Here is a 21886-nt window from a genome sequence, read left to right as displayed (position 1 = left end):
GCAGCACGAAAAGTAATAAATGCACAAGCAAGATGAAAAGATATCCCTGGAATTTGTATTGACCTTAGGAGGAAGTGATTGCGCGGATGCAGTGTCCGTTCGCCCTTAACGTGCCCACGGTGAGGGCGAACGGGTACGCTGCTTTGTATGCCTGCGGCACACTTTGCGCTTACGGGCAATCGCTCTCTTGTTTATTCTTCTCCTAAAAGTGCTTCTATCTGAGCGAGTAGTTTTTCCAAAGCTTTTTGTTTCTTAGGCTCATCCCATATTTTCGCTTTTTGTAATCGGCTCGATGCTTCTTTATAACGAGTCAAGAGTGAATTTTGCTCCCCCGTAACCTGACGAGATGCTTTTATGCGTTCATTAATCTGAGTTAGCGACAAATTCTCTGTTAGGGCAGTTTTAAGCAGTGCAATTCGCTCCTCTGAGTCCTTAACGCGAGCGATCGCGGTTGCTTTCGTGTATTCAATTTCACCACGACGTAAGGCATCTAGTATATCTTCTGGCAGTTTTAGTAACGGTAGACGACTGCTGACGAAAGATTCCCACGATATCATGCCCAAGGCATCAAACATAGCTATTACTTTCGTTGAATCTTCACTACCCAAAACGTTTTGGGTAACTTTGCCTTTAGCTTCATTTTGCATTCTGTAAAGAAGTGAAACCACGTCACCAACATTCTGGTTTAATTTCAAACTTAAAAGCAGGAGTATACCTTCAGTTTCCTCAACGGGATTCAGGTCTTCTCGAACCAAGTTTTCAACAAGTGATAGCTGCAAGGCTTCATTGTCGCTCAGCTTCCTAACAACAACAGGCACTTCGGTAAGTTCAGCCTTCATGGCTGCTCGGTAGCGTCTCTCCCCTGCAACCAGTTCATATTCTCCTATATCCAAAGGTCGGACTAAAAGAGGCTCTAGAATGCCGTGTTCTTTAACAGAGTGTACCAGTTGTTCTAGTTTTTCGGGATCGAAGTAACGCCGGGGTTGAGAACTAGGCAGTTTTATGGAGGTAATGGCAACCGTCTGTGGCGAAAGTACAGCGTTTTCTATTGGGTAGGCATTTTCTCCAAGTAAAGCGGCTACGCCTTTCAACTTACTGGTATAGGGTTGGTCTTTTTTGGTAGTATTCACTTACTTCAGGTTTTCTAAACTTAAAGAAATTTTTTCTAAGACAGCAACAGCTGGATGTTTGCGGTTAGATAGCGCTAAAGGCAGTCTGGCTTCGCTAGCATCGGGAAAAGCAATAGTTCTAGGAATTGGTTCGTAAACAGTAGCAAGTGGTGATAGTTGTTCGGAGATTGCTTTGAGAGTCCTGCTTTCTTGAGCAGTGCGACCATCGTACAAGGTGGGAACGAAACCCGCAATCCCAAGAGTACGATTTGCTGCTTTACGAAGTGTCGCCACTGTATTTAATAGTAAATCTGTTCCTTGAAACGATTTGAATTGACACTGAATCGGAACTAAAACGTGAGTGGCAGCAACTAAGCTAAGGACACTCAAAATGCCTAAGCTTGGAGGGCAATCTATCAAAATAAAATCATACTTATCCAACATGGGTGAGAGCGCATCTTTGAGTCGCATTTCTCGCATTAAGGCGGCTACCAATTCTAGCTCAGCGGCACTTAAGTTAATGTTAGACGGAACAAGCGACAGCCCATGAATTGATTCTGGATGAATGGGCAAAGGTTCTTCACCAACAACAGCTTCATACACCGTTTTTGTTAAATTTTCTGGTTCAAGTCCCATAAAGGTAGTCAAACTAGCTTGTGGGTCCATATCAATCAGCAGCACTCGGTTAGGATGATGCTGCGCTAAATGGTATCCCAAGTTCATAGTTAAAGTTGTCTTTCCCACACCGCCAGACTGGTTGAAAAGAGCAATGATGCGGTTCACTACTATGTACTCCCAACAATAAAGTTTTAGTTTTTAACTGAACAATTTTGACTTGAAGTAGACAATAAAGTTTTTTAGTAAATAGTATAATCGCTCTGGATACTGTAATGATGGTTTGCAATCCAGTTTACAACTTTATTTGTTATTTTTCTTTGTTATTTTTGACTGTACATCAATTTGAGAGTTAGGGTTTCAGGTGCAGTGAGTAAACAACTGATTGTTGGTGTACAGTAAGTGCATGAAAATATGCCACAACTGTTTCATCATAATAAAAAAGAATGCTCCCAGCTGCATAGCTGGAAGCATTCAGGAATTAGAACGGAATATTAGAACTATCTGTAGTGTTCACATAGCCGTTGCTAGCTGCTACTGTTGGAACCGGATTAACTAGCTGTTTGCTGTTTTCTTCCGATGCTGGTGGTGAAATAGGAGCACTGGTAGTGGGAACAAAAGTAGTGTTGGCAGTGGTAGTAGGTATGAAGGAACGGATGACTAAGGTACATATTTTATTTTTATATCCTTTGTCACTGTCTTTTACCTCAATATCCAGATAGCCAATGGCTACACCACTGGCGTTAACACCAGCTTCCGCAACACTTACTGCTGCTGCACCCTTAGCTCTGTAGGCAATGGAGTCTTCCACTAGCCCATCTTTGGAGTAGTGGGAGAATGTGCCTTGTCCGTAGACAATTTTTACTCCTTGAGGGTCAAAGGTTTCGTTGATGGAGATGATGCGGATAGTTTGAGTTGAGCTAATCATGAGATATCCTTTTGATTGCAATTGTTGATTTTTCATTGCAATTGCGCTTAGCGCTCCAAAACCAACGCACTCCACAGGCAACTGGCGAGTATTCTGTGGAGTGCGTTGGTTTCACTAGAAGTTAGCGTTGACTATCGGCTTTTGGTCGTCACTAGGTTCAGTAGATTCTTTGCGTTGAGAGGAACTAACGAGTTCCAGATTATTGACACGAATCACTGGTTTGTCTCTGAGTTCGTTGGTATTCTTGTCCGTCCACCTATCAAAGACCAATTCGCCAGTGATGCAGATGGTAGAACCTTTTTTTACCCAGTCTGCTGCTACTTGAGCAACATTTCCCCACAGTTCTAAATCAAACCATAAGGGAGATTCGCTTTTGTAAGGTGGTTTGACAGCTAGAGTCAGAGATGTTTTCATCGCACCTGACTCGAAATGGCGCACTTCTGGTTCTTGACCAACGCGACCAACCAAATCGACTTTATTGATATATTGCTGAGTCATAAGATTGTCCTTGAATATTGTGTTTTTCTCAAAAATGATGGCGCGATAGCGCATTCCTGTATCTGTGCTACACAACGCTCTTGATGTGATGTGCGACTAGTTATTACTGGGGAAAGCGATCGCCCGAAGGAAGGGTAGTGTGCAAGAGCGCAATCGCAAGAACATAACCCCAAATCTCCACAAAGATTTGGGGTTATCTTTATTGGCTGCTAGAACCATTACACGAGTTGTTGTTTAGTAACCAACCCATGCAGTTTGGCTACTAATTTCTCTGGCTTCATTTTGGAGAATCCAGACACTTTGTGTAATTTGGCAAATCCCCTCAGTTTCTCTAGTGGCAGAGTTTGCAAATTCTCCAAAGTTGCTAACTCTGGAGGATTTGGCGTATCCGCTGTTTCTGATGGAGAGGAGAAAGGTGAAGGGGAATTTTTGGAAGCGCTCACTTCTTTAGTTTTTTCAGTAACCTCACTAATAGTAGAGGCATTTTCGATGTGTTCTGCCTGATTGGCGTAACTCAAAATTTGCTCTACAGTTGTTAATGTTGGTTGTTGTAGCAGAGTAATTCGGAAAGTATGTCCTATTTTTCGCACTCTGATTTTGGCTCCCGCTGTTCTCAGTCTGGATGCTAAATCATTAAGTACAGAGAATTCTACATCTATATAATTAGGGTTGATTGTTGCTGCGCTCATGGCGTTTTGTTTTTGATAGATTTACATCACCTCAAGAGCGCATGGCGCGAATTTTTGTTTGTATTAATTACTTTGGTTGATAGGTAAATTTTCTCGGTCTACTCTCTCTGTAAGGAATACAAACTCTGAGCCAATCGGAGTGAGACGATGATAATTATGTAGCAATCAGCCACATAATTAAGATTTCTTCGATTATCTTTCTTCTGTTTCTGTATTTGGTTTAATCAAACATGGATAACCAAAATCTGGGACAGTGACGAATATGAACCCATCTTCTTTAAGCCAGTCGCTGTTAATACTTGGTAGTTGTTTGTTTTGACTGAGACTTTTAATGCGGTCTACAATCATGAACATGAGAGCGTATTTGCCATCTTCTGTGAGTTCTTCTAACAGGAATTCAACCGTTGCATCAGTATAAAATTTCCCACTGGTTTTGAAGTAGATAATGTTTGCTTGAGGCATATTTAACACAGAATTTGAAAGTTTTTATTTCTTATAAACGTGAGCTTTCCACTTCAAATCAGGAATAGTGTGCATAATAGTGTTATTTTCCAAATTAGAGATAATAAAAAACCATCAATTCTTTTAACTAAAACTCCTGAAGAATTGATGGTTTTTTTGTAAATTTGAGAATAGCTGTTAAGAATTCTGTAAAAGAAGTACTTCCCATACTAGCCTAGGAGAAGCATTGAGTAAAGCAGCTTTTGCTTCCTCTAATTTCGATAACCAATCACCACTGCCTAGATACCTCCAACATTGCTGGAGGTAATCAAGTAACCACAACTGCTGGTGGAACTCCAACATTGCTTCGATTTCCTTGGCAATATTTAATGCATCCAGAGGACTGCTAAAAGGTGTTGTTAGCTGTTCTAACAGTGATTGGGGGATACATTTGAGGTAGTTGTGGTGAGCGATCGCTTGCCCTGGACTGCCAGCAGCCATCATCATCACTGTGGGATTGCTCAGAATGCCCTTTTGCCCCAATTTTTTCAAAGTTGTCGTCATCTGGGCACAACTCAATCTATAGAAAGGAATCGGTTGACAGCGGCTGGTAATTGTGGGTAGTAAGCGTTGGGGTAGGTCACAGAGCAGGATAATGGTTCCAGATGTAGGTTCTTCCAAAGTTTTGAGTAATGCATTGGCAGCATTGGCTCCGATTTTCTCTGCATCTTCGATAACGACCGCCTTGCAAGGTGCAGCTAGGGGAGAGCAGGAGAGGAATTGGGTGATTTCTCGAATCTGTTCAATTCTAATTTGTGGAGCAGATTTGGGCTGTACTCCAGCACCAGCCAATTCACTCTCACCTAACAACTGCCCCTGGTGTAGGTATGTTGGTTCTACCCACAGTAAATCAGGATGATTGGCAAGGTTATGGATGCTGAGAGCTTCGGCGAGGAAGCATTTGGCAGTCAGGGATTTGCCAACCCCCTTTGGTCCAGCAAACAAATAAGCAGGAGCTATGTGCTGTTTGGCGATCGCTCCTTTAAGCAGTGATACAGCCAGGTTTTGCCCTACGATGCTAGAAAATTCTAGGATTATCTGTTGATGAACCACAGCCTCCTCAACACTCTGTTGATGTTGGGTATCTTCAGTACTGGGTTCTTCTGAGACTGGAAGTGGACTGAGTTGGTTCATTTGTTTAAATTGTATGAGTTTTGTTAGAGATATTGATTTTGTTTGAGATGCTTGATTCAATCAGCCTTTAGCAGCAGAGTTTGATGATTTGGGTTTGCAGTGTCAGTTTGTCATCGCCACCATTTTTTAGCGCTAACTCAAGTTCCAACAGCACTTTCAGGGCATTTTGTAACTTAGCTACAGAAACAGTAGCTACCTCTTGACGTAGGAAGTAGAGCCGCTTTGGATTTTTCAGTTCAGCAACTTTTGCAATCGCACTATCGTCTTTGCACCCAGCAGCAACCATCAGTTTGACTATTAGCCAAGTGCGGAAGGCAGTTGTGAGAGTAGCGACAATCCTCAATGCAGGTTCATTGCAGCTAATGAGGTTTTCTACCAATTCCAGCGCTTGAGATACATTGCCTAATCGGATAGCTCTAGCAAGTTGCAGACTATTGGCAGCGCTGGCTGATACTAAATCCCTTACCACACTTGTATTCACAATCCCACCCTGGGCATAGGTTTTGAGCTTTTCTAACTCAGTGAACGCCAGACGTGTGTTGTTGCCCACAGACTCCACTAATTGTCTGCAACCATCAAATGTGAGATTGACGTCAATCTCAAGAGCGAACGTTCGTACCTGTTGTATGAGTGCGTCCGTCTGCCACTGGGGAATTAAAGGAAACTCTTTTAAGAGTGCATACTCCAGCAGCAGTTGGACTGATTTGTTTCTGCCATCAGGTTTGTTAAAGCTTGTAATTAGTAAGACGTTTGTTTCTGGGATCGCAGGCAGAAGATGTTCCAGTTTTACTAGGGCTTTTTTTGAACAAACCCCCAGTAAACTGCTGTTGGGTAAATGAACTAACCGTCCTCCAGTGGGAAGTGGAGGAGTCATTATATCTGCAAATGCTTGAGGGATCGTCTCTTTGGAATCTGGTGGGTATTCAGAATAGTTGACGCAGTTCCAATCCTTATCGAGGATATGTGCTCGCAGTTCCTGAGTAGCGCGATGTATTAAGAATTCGTCTTCGCCCCAGTATATTTGTATTGGCATTAAGCTTGTCGTTGAATTCGCCTTCTAAGCGCCTGAGCGTTAGCTCTTGGAGTTAAGAATTAGGCAGGACTTACGCAACTGGCACAACGCGATTGGCTCCGCCAGTGCCCCTTGGGCAATCGCCATCTTTAGTACATAAGTATTAATAAGTGGAATGCACCAAGAGGCTTTTGCTTCTCGGTGTAACAGTGATTGATAGTAGTGAAGCACTGTTCAAATTTTCATGAGAAAATTTAGACAATGTAGCTCAAATAAATGCTGTCATTTATGAGATTTACTAAACTTAACTATTGTCAGTAGACCGAAAACTTTTGAAAATTGACGGAAGAATAAGGGTTTCAGCCGAGGTTTTTGGGGCAGGCGATCGCAAGTAGTCGTGATCGCTATGGGCGTCCACCCAGAACAGAGGTATTTGAAGGGCAGTTCATACACTGATTTCGGCGGATTGTATTGCCCAGTTCAAATCAAAGGCTGATAAGGTTTTTGGAAAACTTTTCGGTCTACTGATTGTCAGTATTTGTTAAGTAGTCAAATTAATTATACTCTCACAAAGAAAGGCAGATCATAAGCGAGCAGATTAGCAATTGATTTAATCAACCGCTATCTCAAAAATGAAAAGCGCTCCACCACGTCTACTTTGGGATAATGTCAAAGATGTGATCGAAATAAATGAGAACTCATATGTCGTGTTTGATGACACAGTACTTGATAAACGACACGCCACAGAAATAGAGACAAGTCAACGGCTGGGCGAGCAGCTAAGCGATTCGAGGAACACTATGGTTGGGCAATTGATAGAGCGACCCGTGTGCCGAGAAGTAGAGAAGACGGCTCAAAAGGCTTTACAGTCACTCAGCAAACGAACTGCTGTTTAGCATATCATTCCAGTTAGGAGAGGCAAATCCATGAATGCAGCACCGACCTACTTCTGCTAACCAAGTGAATGCTGCTGTTTGAGGCTTTCGTTTGATTTGTGAAACCAATAATTCTGTCATTGCAATCTTGAAGCCGAGGCGAGGATAAGCTTCAATCACCTGCTCTACTGTTTCTGAACTAATGTCAGAAATCCGCAGTCCTAATACATCTGCACTAGCCCCTAAATGCACTAGCGCAATCTCTGGTTGTTTGCGTGAGGCAATGCCCAAGGAGGTGTGGAGGGCGATCGCATCCCAAACGATTTCTGCCTTTTCGTCTGACAATCCGTGCTCTAAAACGAATGTTCGTGCGGCATCTGCACCATCGACTTCAAACCGTTGTTGGTTATCAAATCGCTCCGTCAACCCCAAATCGTGCATCACGGCACCCAGATACAGTAATTCGCGATCGCACCTGAGTCCGTCACGTTTTCCCAACAAATCACCAAACAGAAATGTGCGAATGCAGTGATTGCACAAAAAAGTTGGAGACACTTCAGCAACCAGTTGAGTTGCTTTCTTACAAATTTCGCTGTCTGGAATTGCGTGATTGATTGAGAACATAGGTTTATCACAATGAATAGTTTGACAAAGGATGTTCACATTACTACGTGAGTTGAATAAATTGGTCAATTAGCGCAACCAAAGTATCGGGCTGATCTTCTTGACAGAAATGTCCTGCTTTTTCTAGCTCAACGACTAAACCATAGGGAAAGGCAGCACGAAAGAGACTGATGAAATAATGAGGGGGAAGGGCAAAGTCCTTCATGCCTTCAACCATCATCCCTGGTTTCTGCCGAAGCGCTGCGACCGCGTCTGCTCCCTGTAGTTGAAACTGCGCCTCTCGACCCGTAATTACATCAAGTGGAAAGTTGATAATTCCTCGACAATCTTCTTTCGTTTGGAAATGAGATGAGTAAGCACGAATCCAGGTCTGATCGACAACCGTCATATTCTCAAATCCCTGCAATTGTTTCATTAGGTGAAGGATGGTAACTCCTGCATTGCCAAGCACTTCTTCCAAGGTTCCATCGCTGTAAGCTTTCGTTGCCCACTGAAACCACTTGCTCTGTACGGTTGTTTTTGATAGAAGTTCTGCTTCGATGGCAAGTCCAAGGGGAACCACTGTGTTCATCAAAAACAAACGCTTGACTCAATCAGGATGACGCAAAGCAAAGCCACCGCCGATCGGTTCACCCCAGTCATGCAAGACCAGGGTAATGTCCTGTAGGTCAAGCTCCAATAGCAATGCTTCTAGATTTTCTACATGAGTTGCCAGGGTATACTCTTTATCCACAGGTGTCTCGCTCTTGCCAAAACCCATGTGGTCGGGAACGATAACGCGATAGCGTTTTGAGAGAGGAGGAATGAAGTGCCGATACAGGTAGCCCCAGGTTGGTTCAGCATGTAGACAAATGATCGGGTCTCCCTCGCCTTCGTCAACATAGTGCATCCGAAAGCCTGCTGCAGTTGAAAAGTGAGGTCTGAACGTCCATGTGTCCTCGAACGTCTCGTTGGCTGGAATCATACATTTCTCCAATCTTGTGAGTTGAAAGTTCACCGAAAGGTTGATGGTAGTAATGCACTTAAGCGACAGAAGTCTTCGTCTGCTTTTTGCGCGTGGCCGCAGGAGAAACCCCAAACTGCCGTTGCCATAGCCGTCGAAAATGACGGGCATCGTCGAAGCCACAGCGGGCAGCAATCGCCTCGATCGACAAGTCTGAGTTCTGCAACAGCGTGGCAGCGACTTCCAAACGTAAGCGTTGCTGGTATTGCACGGGCGTTAATCCAGTCACATTCTTAAAGGCACGGCTGAAGCTCCGCACGCTCATGTTGGCAATATGGGCAAGCTCGGCTAGGGAAACCGATTCCATCGCATGTTCTGCCAACCAATTCTGAACCTGATGTACACCTGGATGCAGATGGTTACGGTATTCCAAATAAACACTCTGTTGAGGCACAGAGCCATTGCGGCGTAAATAAATCACCAGACAGCGAGCCACCTCAGCAGCAAGGCGGGGTCCATGTTGTTGCTCTACCAGCGACAGCGCCATGTCAATTCCAGAAGCAACGCCCGCACTGGTGACAATACCGCGATCGCTGACATACAAAACGCTATCCACAATACGAGCCATTGGATAACGCTGCTGGAGATCCTCAACTATAAACCAGTGAGTGGTGCAGCGCCGACCGTCAAGCAGACCTGCCTCGCCTAAGACAATGGCTCCTGTGCAGATGGAGGCAATTCGTGTGCCATTCGTATAAGCATTGATCAGCCAGCGACGAGTATCAGAATCCAGCAGGGGTTGGTTGAGTTGGTCCAACGCAACTCCAGCTACCATCACCACATCATTGGCACAAACAGATGGCAGTGGCTCAAGCTGCCCTAAAAACAGCCCCTGTGCTGATCGCACTCCAAGATTGTTAGCACAGAAGTGCAGGGAGTAGGGTGCACCCAATGAGGCAGCCATACTAAATACCTGTGCCGGTCCAGCCAGATCCAACAGTTCGACACCATTCAATACTAGGAAGATGACACGCACTTTAACAGTGTCGGCAATGAGATGCTGAGAGGTCACGGCTTTTGCCCCAACTCGTTCATGCCATCATGCTAAACCACTCAACTCTTTTTCTCTAGGGCTATGACGGTCAATCAGCGGACGAATCTAGCCAAATCTCAAATCAATTGGGAGTTGAGCATTCGCTAAATTTGCTACTCACATGAGTGGATCTATTGAGGTGTGGCCAAAACCAGTCGATGAGCCAGCGTTTAACAGTATTTTAACAATCAGCAAGTGCTATGGGGTTGCGTGAGTGTTTGACCAACTACTTTTTACCACACCTTAAGTCAAGCCTTATCCGTAATTGTTGGGTGGCACGACTCATAAAGAACTGTCTTCTCCTCAGTACAAATGTATTGACATATAGGACTAGTATTTGATTTTTGAAAAAGATTACGAGAGAATACGCAAGGATACATCTGTCTCATAGCAAACAATGATAAATCAGCATTTAAAAGCCGCGACGCTTCGAGAGAAAATCACCCAACAGGCGATCGCAAAGCGCGCTGCTTACACCCCAATCCGGCGAGCCGGATTGGGCGAATTTTCGATTCAAACAGAGGCCTGCTTGGAAGACAGCCGTCTGGGGCGTGACACCGGCGATTGCGATTCGGGGCACTGGCGGAGGCAATCGCAGATACAAGAATTTATTGCTCTTCGCCCAGATGCACGTGAGGTGAGAAAAGCATTGGCAGTCAAGCTGGTTTATCAAGGCTATTTGTATGAGGAAATTCAAACAATTTTAGATGTGTCACTAGGTTCAATAACAGGTTGGAAACAAGCCTACGAGGAACATGGAATAGATGGGCTACGTTTGAACCACAAAGGAAGGAAGAGCTACTTGAATGTTGAACAGCGAGAAGAAGTATTAAGTTGGCTGCAAACCAAAGATAGCTGGGAGCTTAGCGAACTAGAGTACAAAGAGCGCATTTGAATATGATGTAACTTACGAGTCAAAACGGAGCTATTACAACTTGTTTGATGCCGCCGGAATCAGTTGGAAGAAAACTACAAAGTTGAATCCAAAAACCGACCCAGATGCTGTTGCTGCAAAAAAAAGAGATTGAAACACTGTTGGCAAGGCATCGAGAAGAAATCGAAACAGGAGTATTGAGAGTATTATTGCTGGATGAATGCCATTTGCTATGGGGAGATTTAAGTGGATATGTTTGGGGGAAAACCGACCAAGAAATAGCGGTTCCAGTCGTCAATGAACGAAACAAACAGACATACTATGGGGCAGTTGACTATCTAGAACGAGAGTTACTACTTAAAGCTTACGATGCTGGTAACTCAGAAAATACCATTGATTACCTACGTTACTTATTAACTCAGTCTCCCAACCAACGGTTACTTATTTTTTGGGATGGCGCAAGTTACCATCGCTCTAAAGAAGTGCAGAGCTTTTTAGCTCTTGTTAACCAAGATTTACCACAAGAGCAATGGAAAATTCATTGCGTCCGCTTTGCTCTTAATTGCCCAGAACAAAACCCCATTGAAGATATCTGGTTGCAAGCTAAAACATGGGTTCGACGTTTTTGTGCTTTGGTTCCTTCGTTTTCTCATTTAAAGTGGATGTTTGAGTGGTTTATCCGAAACACTGCCTTTGATTTTATGTCTCTCCAGATGTACGGTGCTTTTTCAAAAATCAAATACTATAGCCATCCTATTTGATTTTTAAAAAAGGTTAAGGGAGAATACACAGGGGTGTACAAGTCTAGAAGAAAACAATGATCAACCAGCATCTACAAGACGTAATGGGGATTTCAGGATTTGCCCAACAAGCAATACTCCCGGAGGGAGTATCTGCCGCGATCCCATCGAAGATGGTTGCCCTTGGCATCGCAGAGTTACAAAACTTTATTGCAGCTTTTCTTGCCCCTGAGGCAAGAAAAGCCTTCTGATTGTCAAATTGGTTTACTAAGATCATAATTAATCAGGCTTATATACTTTTGGACTATGAATATAGAATCAGAGCTTACTTACGAGCAAGCTCTCAAATTAGCAGATGATATAGTATTAAAAGTTACTGCTAAACATATAAGTGATATTGAGGTAGAGGTATTTAAAGGTTCTTGGGAGGGTAAGAGATACGAAGAAATTGCCCAACAACTCCATGTAACTACTGAGCATATAAATAACAACGTAGGGTATGGGCTATGGCAAAAGCTTTCTAAGGGGTTGGGTGAAACGGTTACTAAAAGAAGTTTTCGATTACCACTGCAACGGGAGTGGGAAAAGCGTTTTTTGTCACTTGAAGCAGTGCTAACCCGCACCTTGCCATCAGAAGAGTCGGAAATTGACAACGACTCACAGCAAACAGGTTGGCAAGATTCCGACTTTTATGTCGAACGTCCTCAAGAAGAAGAACGCTGTTATGGTGAGGTTTTAAAGCCAGGATGTCTTCTACGAATCAAAGCACCTTGGCAAACGGGTAAAACGCTACTAATGTCAAAAATTTTACATTATGTAACCCAACACAATTACCGCACAGTGGCGTTAAATGTGCGGGATGCAGAACCAACAGATTTTATAAACTTGGATAATTTTTTACAGTGGTTCTGTACAGCGACTGCTGTGATGTTGGAATTAGAGCAGCCAGTTGACGAACATTGGCTTAAAAGTATTGGTAATAATAAAACCAAATGTCGTAGCTATTTTGAGAAATATGTCTTACTAGGGGATAATCCTTTAGTCTTGGCTTTAGATGAAGTTGACCGAATTTTTCCATATCGGGAAATAGCTAGCGAATTTTTAGGAATTTTGCGAACATGGCATGAAGATGCTAAAGTTCGTCCCTTATGGCGACAAATGCGGCTAGTGGTGTTGCATTCAGAAATTTACAAGGAGGTTGACATTAATCAGTCGCCTTTTAATGCTGGGTACGAGTTGGTATTGACGGATTTTAATCAAAAGCAGGTACTTGCTTTAGCACAAAGACATGGGCTGAAGTTGGCTGAAACACAAGTTACCGAATTGATGGAAATGGTGGGAGGACATCCATACCTAGTTTCCCAAGCACTCTTAGTATTGGCGCGAAAGGATATAAATTTAGAAGAACTATTGCAAACAGCGCCAACAGGTAGTGGAATTTATCACCGCCACTTGGAAAGGCACTGGAAGAATTTACGAGAAAATAAGGAACTAGCGATCGCTTTTAAAAAAGTTGTTTTCGCCTCGGTGCCAATCGGATTTGACGGCGAATTGAATCAGGATGTAGGAAAAAAGCTAAGTGATTTGGGATTGGTAAAGATAGATAACCGTAGAGTGATGCCAAGTTACGAATTGTATCGACTATATTTCAGCGAGCGCTTTGGAGTAGATGCATAGGTGACGAGGAGTAGGAAGTACCCCTATAGCCAATCGGTTGAGACAGCAACAATGGTATCCTAGGAAGAAGCAAGTTTTGTTGAACTACGAATTAATTTTTCTCAAAATAACCTTGAGGATAGGTTGCTATAATGTTTGCTGCTTCTTTTTGCACATCTGGAGAAACATCTTTTTCGGCAGCTTGTTTAACAAGTTGGCGGACTTCGGGAAACTGCTCATGGACTTTCCAAAGGTTAGTTAAAAGCGCTAGGCGAACTTTTACGGCTTTATCTGATAAAAATGCTTGCTTTTGTGCTTGAAAAATAGTAGGATCAATCTTTCTGTAACTCAGTGCCACAGCTGCCTCTAATCTGACTCGATCATCAGCATCTTTACTTAAAGCATTGGTGAGTAAAGAATCAACTTGGTCATCTTCAATCCAGCGCAAAGCTGATGCAGCAGCAGCACGGACTTCAGGCGCAGAAGCTTTGATTAAAGGTGCGATCGCTCCTAAGGCCTGTTTTGAACCAGAGTTTCCCAAAACTAAGAGAAACTGCCGCTTTTGTTCTACCGAATTAGCAGTTTTTAACTGTTTCACAAACCGATCGACAATCTTATTGGTACGTTCGGGGGAAGTTTGGCTGAGGTTGCGTGCCATTGCACCTAAAGCTAGTTGAACAGTGGAACTAATGCGATCGTCAGTGCTATTCAAGGCTAAATTCCACAGCGTCTCTTCTGAAGAGGAAGAAGGTTCGCTAACTGTCGCTAAACTGGGTATTAAGACTGCTAAAGCATTCCAGTCTTGAGAACGAGCCGCGATCGCATTAATCAAAGCAGACTGAGCCGACTCATTACCCACAGCACTCAATGCTCCTGATAACAACTGCATTGTCAGACTCTTAGGATCTGCACTAGCTAATCGTTTACCTAGATTAGCAGTAGACTCTGGATGGAGATAGACCAGTGCCTTAAATTTGAGATAAAGCGGAGTATTATTTTGGTTTTGATCGGGGGATGCTTGGGCTTTTTCTAGGTCAGCTAATAAACTTTCTACGGTAGCATTGCCCAACTCTTGACGCTGAATCTTAGCTTCAACTTCTGCTTCTGTTGGGGTTGCTGACAGTACAATGGCAGGTGCTACTTTCTCTCGCTCAGTATTGGCATCACGCTCTTTTGTTAGCTCTTTTGGATTTAAGGTAGCTTGTTTTGTATAAGCCATGTTCAGCGTCGTCTTTGCTTGACCAACGTTTTTGTCAGCAATGACAAAGTTTTGCGTCTCTGTTCCTTGCAGAGAAATTAGATACCCCTGGTTGATGCTAAAATTGGCAGTAAGTTTGCCAAGAGAATTGATGGTGGTAGGCACTTTGGAGTCATTTGGTTTTTTGCTAGAGGATGGTTGCAGATAGCGCAGTTTGGTTTTCTGGAATTTTCCTTCTTCAGCTTGATAACGAGCGATATACTGACCGTTGAGGTCGTCTTCCTGGGTTGTCCATTCACCCGAAGAAGTTTTGCTATTGGGAGTGACAAACTGTGTTGTAGCTAGCAGTGTACGGGCAAAGTTTTGAGCAATCTCACTCATTATAGGGTCGAATCGCACCTCCAGAATTTTGCCTTGGGAATTGATGGTTGCGAAAATTTGCCGTTTTAAGTCTTGTTGGATAAGTTGAGCTTGAGCTTTTACTTCTTGTCCGTTGGCTTTTAAAGTAACTGCGGGATTATTTATGGTGTAAGAAATGAGGAAGCGCGAGCCTTTTTGCTCTAAGATAGTAACAGTCAGTTCTCCCTGAACACTGGTTTCAAACGCATTCAGAAAACTGTTCGTTCCAACTGCCTCAGAACTATTAGAAGCCTTTAAATCTCCAAACAAAGCCCGCAGGTCTGAATTAGAAGAATTTGTATAATCCAGTTTGTAGGTGAAGCCTTGACCGGGGACAAATTGGTAAACAGGTAAGGTAGTATTGTTGGCTAAGATGGTAGAAGTCAAATCCCTACCCAACTGACTTAGTTGCTTTCCATATACAACCGTTGTCGGCACCGCAAGTGTAAGCAGCAGACCGGAAAGAGCTATTATGGGTTTGGGTCGTAAAAATCTTCGGTTTAAGGTTGGATGGGGTTTTCTAATGGATGACATATTTTAAGTCTCTTGGGACAAAATCTAATAGCCTGTATCAGTTAGCGCTCAAGTTTACAGGGGATAACCCCTTCCGAATGTTAGCTTTGAGAAGGGGTGAAATTTTTGGTAGAAGCACTTTATAATGCCAAGTTGCTCTCAAATACATGACTATCCAAATGCAACTTGATATAACTAATCAGAGATGGTTTTTAGCTGATAAAAGGGTTTTGTTGGCGACTAGAAGTAGATTTTTTCAGAGCCGTTAAATAGGTAGCCACTGTACTTTAAGCCATCCCAGCTAAAAATATTCCAATTCCACTGTTTCTTCTTCCAAGGTGGAATGCGCAATTTCGGGACATAGATATAGGCAAAGGCGTAAGCGTTACCATTGAGGGCTTCTATCTGGTTGTAACCAGAATAGTACGCATATAAGTATGGCTTGCCAGATTCAATCCCTAAATATGCTAAGGAGTAAATGTCTAGATTGTCTTTCAGTAAAGTGAGGTTAGCACTAACTCCAGCTCCACCAACCACAATGTCTGCTCCTCCCTGACCATAAGCTTTGGAATCTAGGAAGGGATTAACTCTTGCATATGCTAACTTAGGGGACGCAATCAAATTGTATGTGAATCCAGCACTACCCTGAACTCCAAATTTGGCTCTCATGGGAATGGGACCGACGAAAAAGCGAGCATCTGCGATTGGTGCGTCGATAGTACGGGAGTAGGTGTCACCAAGTCGCAAAGAGCCTTGCCGCGCATCTTGAAAGTTGTAAAAGTTTTGTCCCAATACGAGTAGGTTTACGTCGGTAGTGAGTTTACCAGATGCGGGTGCATTCAAGTTTGCTGTTGCCCGCAACAAATTAGCTCGCTGGTTGAATATATAGCCCCCTGCATTACCTTCTGCATAAGCGCTCGAAGAACTAGTTGAGCCTTTCAACTCTAGCTTGCCGTTCAAGTAAGCTGAGAAGGTACTTGGCTTACCTACATCCAAGTTCCAGGTTTTAACAACGGTTTTGGTATTAGAAGGAACCTTGAGTTTGATGACAGGATCGGTTTTGATTTGCTTTGATGGACTATTTTGCAACTCGCTGGGATTAGTTTTATCTGGAGTTAACTCGGTCTGAAAATCTGGTTGCTGTTTAATGAAGTTGAGTACCTTATTTGGTTCAAGGAACTCCCGTATTTTTGGTTGAACACTATCAACTGGCTGCTGTTGTTTCTTAATTGCTTCTACCTGCTTTTGCAAAGAAGAACTATCTACTACAGATTCTTGCAACGTCACTTTTTCTTCAGGAGAACGAAGTGAATACCCCAGTTGGTTAAACTGCTGCTCCAGTCGGTTAAGTTCAGCGTAGTATTCTCCTGCTTTTACTTTTTTGCCATCGGGTAGCGTGAGTATTGTATCTGCTGAAATCTGCTTACCCGTTTCTGGATCTTTCAACTCGAAAGCCTGAAATTTGACAGGAGCCTGCTTGATAACTCTCACTTGACTGGCATTCACATTCACCTCTGGCGCAGGAGTTACCTTCAACGGAGAATTATCAACTTTGGCATTGTTGGGACGCTGAAAGTTGCTTGAATCTACTGCTTGACTTGGTTGCAAATCAGTTTCAGCCACAACAGGTAATGTAGCAGCCAAATTTAAAGCAGAAACTGTTAGCATCGTGCTAACACCTATCAAACGTTTTGACATAATTTAAATTTCCAGGATTGAGAATGAGTGTTTATTGCTTTTGTTCTTACTGTATGCACTCATATTAGTTATTTATTTGAGATATCAAAATACCAAAAATATCAGATAATATCAGCAATTCATAAATAGTCAATTCAAAAATTACAGCATTATAAATCATTAAAAATTATGTGAATCAATCAACATTTACTTGAAAGTCATAAAAGATCATAAAAAATAATAATGATATTCCTGTATTTAACTGCTAGGCTACATTTATATATAATTAGGGGAATGAAGATTGATGAATCCAATGTCTAATTTCAGTCACACCTATCAAGTTGGTGGAAGCCTCCCTGAATCATCACCTACCTACGTTAAGCGACGGGCAGATGATGAACTTTACGCAGCTTTAAAAATAGGTTATTTCTGTTACGTACTCAACTCCCGACAAATGGGTAAATCGAGTTTACGGGTACGGACAATGAAAAGCCTGCAAGGTGAAGGGTTTGCTTGTTGTGCGATAGAAATGCGTGATATTTGTAGTTACGGAGTAACACCTGATGAGTTTTTCGGTGCATTCCTTGACAATCTCCCACGCCAATTCAATTTAGAAGTTGATGTTGGCGAGTGGTGGTACAAGTATCAATACATCCCACCTGCGGCACGGTTGCATGGTTCTTGAAGATGAACTTTTAGAACAAGTTACTGAAAATATTATTATCTTTGTTGATGAAATTGATAGGATTAATAGTTTAGAATTTAAGGATGATTTTTTTGCCTTCGTTCGTAGCTGCTGTAATAAGCGGGCTATAAATCTTAAATATCATCGCCTAACTTTTGTGTTATTGGGGGTAGCAACACCTGCCGATTTAATTGCTGATACTAATTACACGCTTTTTAATATTGATAGTAAAGCTATTGAACTTACAGGATTTAAATTAGAGGAAGCTGCACCTTTAGAGCAAGGTTTAATAAGTAAAGTTAATCATCCCAAAGCAGTTTTAAAAGAAATTTTAAATTGGACATGTGGACAACCTTTTTTGACACAATGGCTATGTCAGCTTGTTGCTACTGTGGACTTCGTGCCTGTTAATACTAATAGTGAAGTGGAGTGGGTAGCGGAAATTGTACGTATCGGGATAATAAATAATTGGCACACCCATGATAGTCAGCAGCATTTCCAAAATATATGTAACCGCATTTTGAATGATGAATCACGGGCTTGTCGGTTGCTAGGTTTGTATCAGCAAATTTTACAACAAAGGGAAGTAATTGCAGATGATTCTCCCGAACAAATGCAATTGCGCCTATCCGGTGTTGTGGTTAAGCAACAAGGCAAGTTAAGGGTTTACAACCGCATTTATGAGTCAGTTTTTAATATTAATTGGGTTGAAAACGAATTAGTCAATTTACGTCCCGCGTTTTATTCCGAGGCATTAACCGCGTGGTTAGCATCAAATCGTCAAGAAGAGTCTTGGCTATTGCGAGGGAAGGCTTTAGAGGAAGCAAGGGCTTGGGCGAAAGGAAAAAGTCTTAAGGATGAAGATTATCAGTTTTTGGATGCTTCGCAAGAGTTTGATAAGCGCGAAGTAGAAAATACTTTGGCGGTTAAGGAAGAAGAGGGACGGATTTTAAGCGAGGCGAATAAGACATTAAGCCAAGCGCAACGTAAAGCAAAGCGACAGATTCGCATTGGTGGGGCAATACTAGCATTATCTCTGATTGTGGCAGGGATAATAGCAGGTTTGGCTAACAAACAACTACAGGAGGCAAAAGAAGTTACAAAGTTAGAACAAAGTGGTTTTATGGCTTTGCAGCAGTTTAAGTTTCAAGAAATAGATGCGCTGCTATCGGCTATGAAAGCTGGACAAAGGTTGAAACAAATGGTAAGAGACGGAAGACCATTAGAAAAATATCCAGCCACCAGTCCAATTTTGGCTTTGCAAACAATTTTGGACAATATTCGAGAGAGTCAAAGAACGTACATAGAAGAATTGCAGTTGCAATATATTAAAGATATTAGTTATAGCCCTGATGGGCTGAGGATTCTTACTGTATCAGCAGTTAACGGTACTGTCCAAATACGAGACTTGTCAAGCAAGAAACTAGCAGAACTTAAAATAAAGGTCGATTTTGATATTAGCCCGAAATTTAGCAGGAATGGAAAGTACATTGTTACCACATCTCGTGACAAAAAGGTTCAAGTATGGAATTTGTCAGGTAAGCAATTAGCTGAAATTTCGCATGAACGTAAAATCGAGAGTACTAGTGTTAGCCCGGATGGACAACACATTGTCACCTTATCACATTTTCCTCCTAGCATCCATGTCTGGAATTTGTCAGGCAAGCAGTTAGCAGTCCTTGAAGGGGATGAGCGGTTGATTGGAACTAGTTTCAGTCCTGATGGACAGCGCATCCTTACCTATGGTAATGATGTCCGCATGTGGGACTTATCAGGTAAATTGTTGGCAGAATTTAAAGGGCACAAAGATGCCGAAACTGCTGACTTTAGTCCTGATGGACAGCACATTATCACTGAATCTGGCTATCACACAGTTCGCGAATCTGGCTCTCACACAGTTCGCGTGTCGGACTTATCAGGTAAGCAGCTAACTGAAATACAAGGACTCAAAGGCGTAACTACAAAAGTTGGTTTTAGCCCTGATGGAAAACAAATTATTAGGTTATCAGATAATAGCTTAGTTCAGATTTGGAACTTATCAGGGCAGCAAATAGCTGAACTTAGAGGATATAAAGATAACATAGTAGAAAACTTTGCTTTTAGCTCTAATGGAAAACAAATTTTAACTTTAGGTAATTCTCAGCACCTTCAAGTATGGGATTTTTCAAATAAACCCTTAACAGAAATTAAAAAATTTGGAGCCAATTTTTATAAACCCGTTTTTAGTCCCGATGGAAAACGTTTGTTGACTATGACAAATCAGGGTAAGTTAAAAGTGTGGATATCTCTGGCAGGCAGCTAGGAGAAATAAAACTGGGTTACGATCATAATGTTTCTAGTCCTATATTTAGCTACGATGCACAGAAAATTGTTGCTGTATTTTCAGGATATAAAGAAACTACGCTTAACTCAGATGGGGAGGAAATTGCGATTCGTTCAATTCCAAGCATTGTTCGAGTATGGGATTTATCAGGTAAGCAATTAAGCAAATTTAGTGGAGAAGTGGTTGGCTTCAACCCAGATGCACAACAGATTTTTACTGTGTCAAAAGACAATATTATTCAAGTGTGGGATTTGTCAGGTAAGCAACTGGCTGAACTTAAAATTAAAAGCGATCAATTTTCTAAAATCTATTTCAATCCAAATGGAAAGCTAATTATTATAGAATCGCCTAGCGGTATTACCAACCTCTGGAACTTGTCCGGTCAGCAAATAGCCGAACTGGAAGGATACCAAAGTTATATAACTAGTATGAATTTTAGCCCTGATGGACGGCTGATAGTAACAGCATCTGATGATGGCTCTACCCGTGTGTGGGATTTATCGGGTAAGCAATTAGTAGAACTTAAAGGACATCAGGATAGAGTTGCAAACGCCAGCTTTAGCCCAAATGGACAGCAAGTAGTCACCGCATCTGATGACGGTTCTACTCGTGTGTGGGATTTATCAGGTAATCAGTTAGCTGAAGTTTCAGGCAATTATGCCACTTTCAGCCCAGATGGTCAACGTATTGTGAGCGAATCAAACAACACTACTCGATTGTGGGATTTGTCGGGCAGGCAGTTAGCTGAATTTAGTGGTAAGACTGCTAGTTCTAGACCTGATGGACAACAAGAAATTGTAATTAAAACTAGCAGTTTTAGCCCTGATGGACGGCAAATTGCTATCGAATCTAATGATGGCACAGTTAAAGTGTGGCGTATTGGTGGATTAGATGAACTATTAACGCGGGGTTGTCAGTGGCTAAAATCTTATCTTGCCCAGCGTCCTGAAAAATTGGAGCAACTCGAAGTATGTCAAACCCAATCAATGCTAGTAGAAACTGCTCCCGCTTTGGTTAGCCAAGGAGAAAAACTGGCACAAACAGGCGATTTTGACGGCGCAGTTGCTAAGTTCAAAAAAGCCAAGGTATGGAACCCGAAATTACAAATTAATCCAGAAACAAAAGCAAAGCCTCTAGTGTTGATTCACCAAGGAGAAACGCTTGTAGCAAAGGGTGAGATAAATAAAGCAATAGCTGCTTACATTGAAGCCCAAAAACTCGATTCCACCCTAAAAATTTCGGCAGATTCTTTGAGTGAACTCTGTTGGCAAGGTAGCCTGCGGGGCTACGCTAAAGATGTGATGTTTGCTTGCGAAAAAGCAGTAGCTAAAGCACCTGAAGATACAAGTATTAAAGATAGTAGAGATAGCCGTGGGCTTGCTAGGGCGCTAATTGGTGATACTAAAGGAGCAATAGAAGACTTTCAGCTATTTGTTAACTCTACAGATGACTCGGAGAAGAAATTACAACGTCAGCGATGGATTAATACTCTACGTGCCGGGAAAAATCCTTTTACACCAGAAGAGTTGAGACAGTTGTCGGAGGAATAGTAGAGGTGATGATAAAAGTAACAAGTAAGGTAAATAGCGATAAGATAAATAGCTTAATGTAGTTTTGCGATCGCACACTCGCGTTCCGCTTCGCTTCTCGCCGCTTCTAGATGCTGGTTTATCATTGTTCGCTGTTAGACAGATGTACCTCTCTGTATTCTCCCTTAACCTTTTTCAAAAATCAAATAGGATTCCTATAGTAGTGATTTGGTTATGATGGTGTTTTGTCGTTGCAGTTAGCGTCAGATCT

The 21886-nt window shown here is 42.4% G+C and carries 19 protein-coding genes and 2 pseudogenes; 7 read left to right on the top strand and 14 right to left on the bottom strand.

Annotation, left to right across the window (positions count from 1 at the left end; genetic code table 11):
- Positions 1–191 precede the first annotated feature (191 nt).
- The 8 genes from V5G28_RS14530 to holA form a co-directional block, all read right to left on the bottom strand.
- Positions 192–1130: a ParB/RepB/Spo0J family partition protein gene (locus V5G28_RS14530; RefSeq protein ID WP_336230717.1), complete on the bottom strand. Its 939-nt coding sequence runs from the start codon at positions 1128–1130 to the stop codon at positions 192–194.
- Positions 1131–1898 carry a ParA family protein gene (locus V5G28_RS14525; protein ID WP_336230814.1) on the bottom strand — a complete coding sequence of 256 codons (768 nt, stop codon included), beginning with the start codon at positions 1896–1898 and terminating at the stop codon, positions 1131–1133.
- A 307-nt stretch (positions 1899–2205) separates the two neighbouring features.
- Positions 2206–2688 (bottom strand): hypothetical protein, encoded by a 483-nt coding sequence (locus V5G28_RS14520; RefSeq protein ID WP_336230716.1) that lies wholly within the window; start codon positions 2686–2688, stop codon positions 2206–2208.
- 78 nt (positions 2689–2766) lie between these two features.
- Positions 2767–3150: a single-stranded DNA-binding protein gene (gene ssb / locus V5G28_RS14515; RefSeq protein ID WP_069349100.1), complete on the bottom strand. Its 384-nt coding sequence runs from the start codon at positions 3148–3150 to the stop codon at positions 2767–2769.
- A gap of 218 nt (positions 3151–3368) precedes the next feature.
- Complete coding sequence (locus V5G28_RS14510; protein ID WP_069349098.1) at positions 3369–3839, bottom strand: hypothetical protein; 471 nt, start codon at positions 3837–3839, stop codon at positions 3369–3371.
- 192 nt (positions 3840–4031) lie between these two features.
- Entirely contained in the window at positions 4032–4301 is a 270-nt protein-coding gene (locus V5G28_RS14505) for a hypothetical protein (protein WP_336230715.1), read from the bottom strand.
- 177 nt (positions 4302–4478) lie between these two features.
- Positions 4479–5474, bottom strand: a complete 996-nt coding sequence (locus V5G28_RS14500; RefSeq protein WP_336230714.1) for an AAA family ATPase — start codon at positions 5472–5474, stop codon at positions 4479–4481.
- Positions 5475–5541: 67 nt separating this feature from the next.
- Positions 5542–6507, bottom strand: coding sequence for a DNA polymerase III subunit delta (holA, locus tag V5G28_RS14495; RefSeq protein WP_336230712.1), 966 nt, complete (start codon positions 6505–6507; stop codon positions 5542–5544).
- A 517-nt stretch (positions 6508–7024) separates the two neighbouring features.
- Here holA and V5G28_RS36730 point away from each other — a divergent pair.
- A pseudogene (locus V5G28_RS36730) lies at positions 7025–7253 on the top strand (IS701 family transposase); the annotation flags it as partial.
- Between the two features lie 102 nt (positions 7254–7355).
- Here V5G28_RS36730 and V5G28_RS14485 read toward each other — a convergent pair.
- From V5G28_RS14485 to V5G28_RS14470, 4 genes are all read right to left on the bottom strand, one after another.
- Entirely contained in the window at positions 7356–7985 is a 630-nt protein-coding gene (locus V5G28_RS14485) for an HD domain-containing protein (protein WP_336230708.1), read from the bottom strand.
- A 43-nt stretch (positions 7986–8028) separates the two neighbouring features.
- Positions 8029–8556 (bottom strand): hypothetical protein, encoded by a 528-nt coding sequence (locus V5G28_RS14480; RefSeq protein WP_336230707.1) that lies wholly within the window; start codon positions 8554–8556, stop codon positions 8029–8031.
- A gap of 18 nt (positions 8557–8574) precedes the next feature.
- Positions 8575–8874 carry an alpha/beta fold hydrolase gene (locus V5G28_RS14475; RefSeq protein ID WP_336230705.1) on the bottom strand — a complete coding sequence of 100 codons (300 nt, stop codon included), beginning with the start codon at positions 8872–8874 and terminating at the stop codon, positions 8575–8577.
- 133 nt (positions 8875–9007) lie between these two features.
- Complete coding sequence (locus V5G28_RS14470) at positions 9008–10000, bottom strand: GlxA family transcriptional regulator (protein ID WP_336230703.1); 993 nt, start codon at positions 9998–10000, stop codon at positions 9008–9010.
- Between the two features lie 565 nt (positions 10001–10565).
- Between V5G28_RS14470 and V5G28_RS14465 the strand changes: the two are divergent.
- The 3 genes and pseudogenes from V5G28_RS14465 (at position 10566) to V5G28_RS14455 (ending at position 13312) form a co-directional block, all read left to right on the top strand.
- A pseudogene (locus V5G28_RS14465) lies at positions 10566–11656 on the top strand (IS630 family transposase).
- 56 nt (positions 11657–11712) lie between these two features.
- Entirely contained in the window at positions 11713–11886 is a 174-nt protein-coding gene (locus V5G28_RS14460; protein WP_336230702.1) for a hypothetical protein, read from the top strand.
- A 55-nt stretch (positions 11887–11941) separates the two neighbouring features.
- A complete protein-coding gene (locus tag V5G28_RS14455) occupies positions 11942–13312 on the top strand; it encodes an AAA-like domain-containing protein (RefSeq protein WP_336230701.1) in 1371 nt (456 codons plus the stop codon).
- A gap of 91 nt (positions 13313–13403) precedes the next feature.
- Here V5G28_RS14455 and V5G28_RS14450 read toward each other — a convergent pair whose 3' ends face one another.
- A complete protein-coding gene (locus V5G28_RS14450) occupies positions 13404–15422 on the bottom strand; it encodes a HEAT repeat domain-containing protein (protein ID WP_336230699.1) in 2019 nt (672 codons plus the stop codon).
- A gap of 219 nt (positions 15423–15641) precedes the next feature.
- The gene (locus tag V5G28_RS14445; RefSeq protein ID WP_336230698.1) at positions 15642–17099 is read right to left on the bottom strand and encodes a hypothetical protein; all 1458 of its coding nucleotides are present in this window, start codon (positions 17097–17099) and stop codon (positions 15642–15644) included.
- A 292-nt stretch (positions 17100–17391) separates the two neighbouring features.
- Here V5G28_RS14445 and V5G28_RS14440 point away from each other — a divergent pair, with 292 nt between their 5' ends.
- The 3 genes from V5G28_RS14440 to V5G28_RS14430 are packed head-to-tail and all read left to right on the top strand — an operon-like array spanning position 17392 to position 21636.
- Entirely contained in the window at positions 17392–17763 is a 372-nt protein-coding gene (locus V5G28_RS14440) for an AAA-like domain-containing protein (protein ID WP_336230697.1), read from the top strand.
- Positions 17753–20065, top strand: coding sequence for an AAA-like domain-containing protein (locus V5G28_RS14435; protein WP_336230696.1), 2313 nt, complete (start codon positions 17753–17755; stop codon positions 20063–20065). The genes V5G28_RS14440 and V5G28_RS14435 overlap by 11 nt, the downstream gene beginning before the upstream one ends.
- A complete protein-coding gene (locus tag V5G28_RS14430) occupies positions 20041–21636 on the top strand; it encodes a WD40 repeat domain-containing protein (protein ID WP_336230695.1) in 1596 nt (531 codons plus the stop codon). The genes V5G28_RS14435 and V5G28_RS14430 overlap by 25 nt, the downstream gene beginning before the upstream one ends.
- Positions 21637–21886: the final 250 nt, after the last annotated feature.

It is taken from the genome of Scytonema sp. PRP1 (assembly GCF_036697665.2).
Taxonomy (GTDB): Bacteria; Cyanobacteriota; Cyanobacteriia; order Cyanobacteriales; family Nostocaceae; genus Kalymmatonema; species Kalymmatonema gypsitolerans.
This window is presented reverse-complemented; position numbering and strand designations above follow the sequence as displayed.

Bases quoted from the DNA above. Each gene is read 5' to 3' on its own strand.
- V5G28_RS14520 (WP_336230716.1), bottom strand. From the start codon at position 2,688: ATGAAAAATCAACAATTGCAATCAAAAGGATATCTCATGATTAGCTCA.
- ssb (WP_069349100.1), bottom strand. From the start codon at position 3,150: ATGACTCAGCAATATATCAATAAAGTCGATTTGGTTGGTCGCGTTGGT.
- V5G28_RS14510 (WP_069349098.1), bottom strand. From the start codon at position 3,839: ATGAGCGCAGCAACAATCAACCCTAATTATATAGATGTAGAATTCTCT.
- V5G28_RS14505 (WP_336230715.1), bottom strand. From the start codon at position 4,301: ATGCCTCAAGCAAACATTATCTACTTCAAAACCAGTGGGAAATTTTAT.
- V5G28_RS14500 (WP_336230714.1), bottom strand. From the start codon at position 5,474: ATGAACCAACTCAGTCCACTTCCAGTCTCAGAAGAACCCAGTACTGAA.
- holA (WP_336230712.1), bottom strand. From the start codon at position 6,507: ATGCCAATACAAATATACTGGGGCGAAGACGAATTCTTAATACATCGC.
- V5G28_RS14485 (WP_336230708.1), bottom strand. From the start codon at position 7,985: ATGTTCTCAATCAATCACGCAATTCCAGACAGCGAAATTTGTAAGAAA.
- V5G28_RS14480 (WP_336230707.1), bottom strand. From the start codon at position 8,556: ATGAACACAGTGGTTCCCCTTGGACTTGCCATCGAAGCAGAACTTCTA.
- V5G28_RS14475 (WP_336230705.1), bottom strand. From the start codon at position 8,874: ATGCACTATGTTGACGAAGGCGAGGGAGACCCGATCATTTGTCTACAT.
- V5G28_RS14460 (WP_336230702.1), top strand. From the start codon at position 11,713: ATGATCAACCAGCATCTACAAGACGTAATGGGGATTTCAGGATTTGCC.
- V5G28_RS14455 (WP_336230701.1), top strand. From the start codon at position 11,942: ATGAATATAGAATCAGAGCTTACTTACGAGCAAGCTCTCAAATTAGCA.
- V5G28_RS14450 (WP_336230699.1), bottom strand. From the start codon at position 15,422: ATGTCATCCATTAGAAAACCCCATCCAACCTTAAACCGAAGATTTTTA.
- V5G28_RS14445 (WP_336230698.1), bottom strand. From the start codon at position 17,099: ATGTCAAAACGTTTGATAGGTGTTAGCACGATGCTAACAGTTTCTGCT.
- V5G28_RS14440 (WP_336230697.1), top strand. From the start codon at position 17,392: ATGTCTAATTTCAGTCACACCTATCAAGTTGGTGGAAGCCTCCCTGAA.
- V5G28_RS14435 (WP_336230696.1), top strand. From the start codon at position 17,753: ATGGTTCTTGAAGATGAACTTTTAGAACAAGTTACTGAAAATATTATT.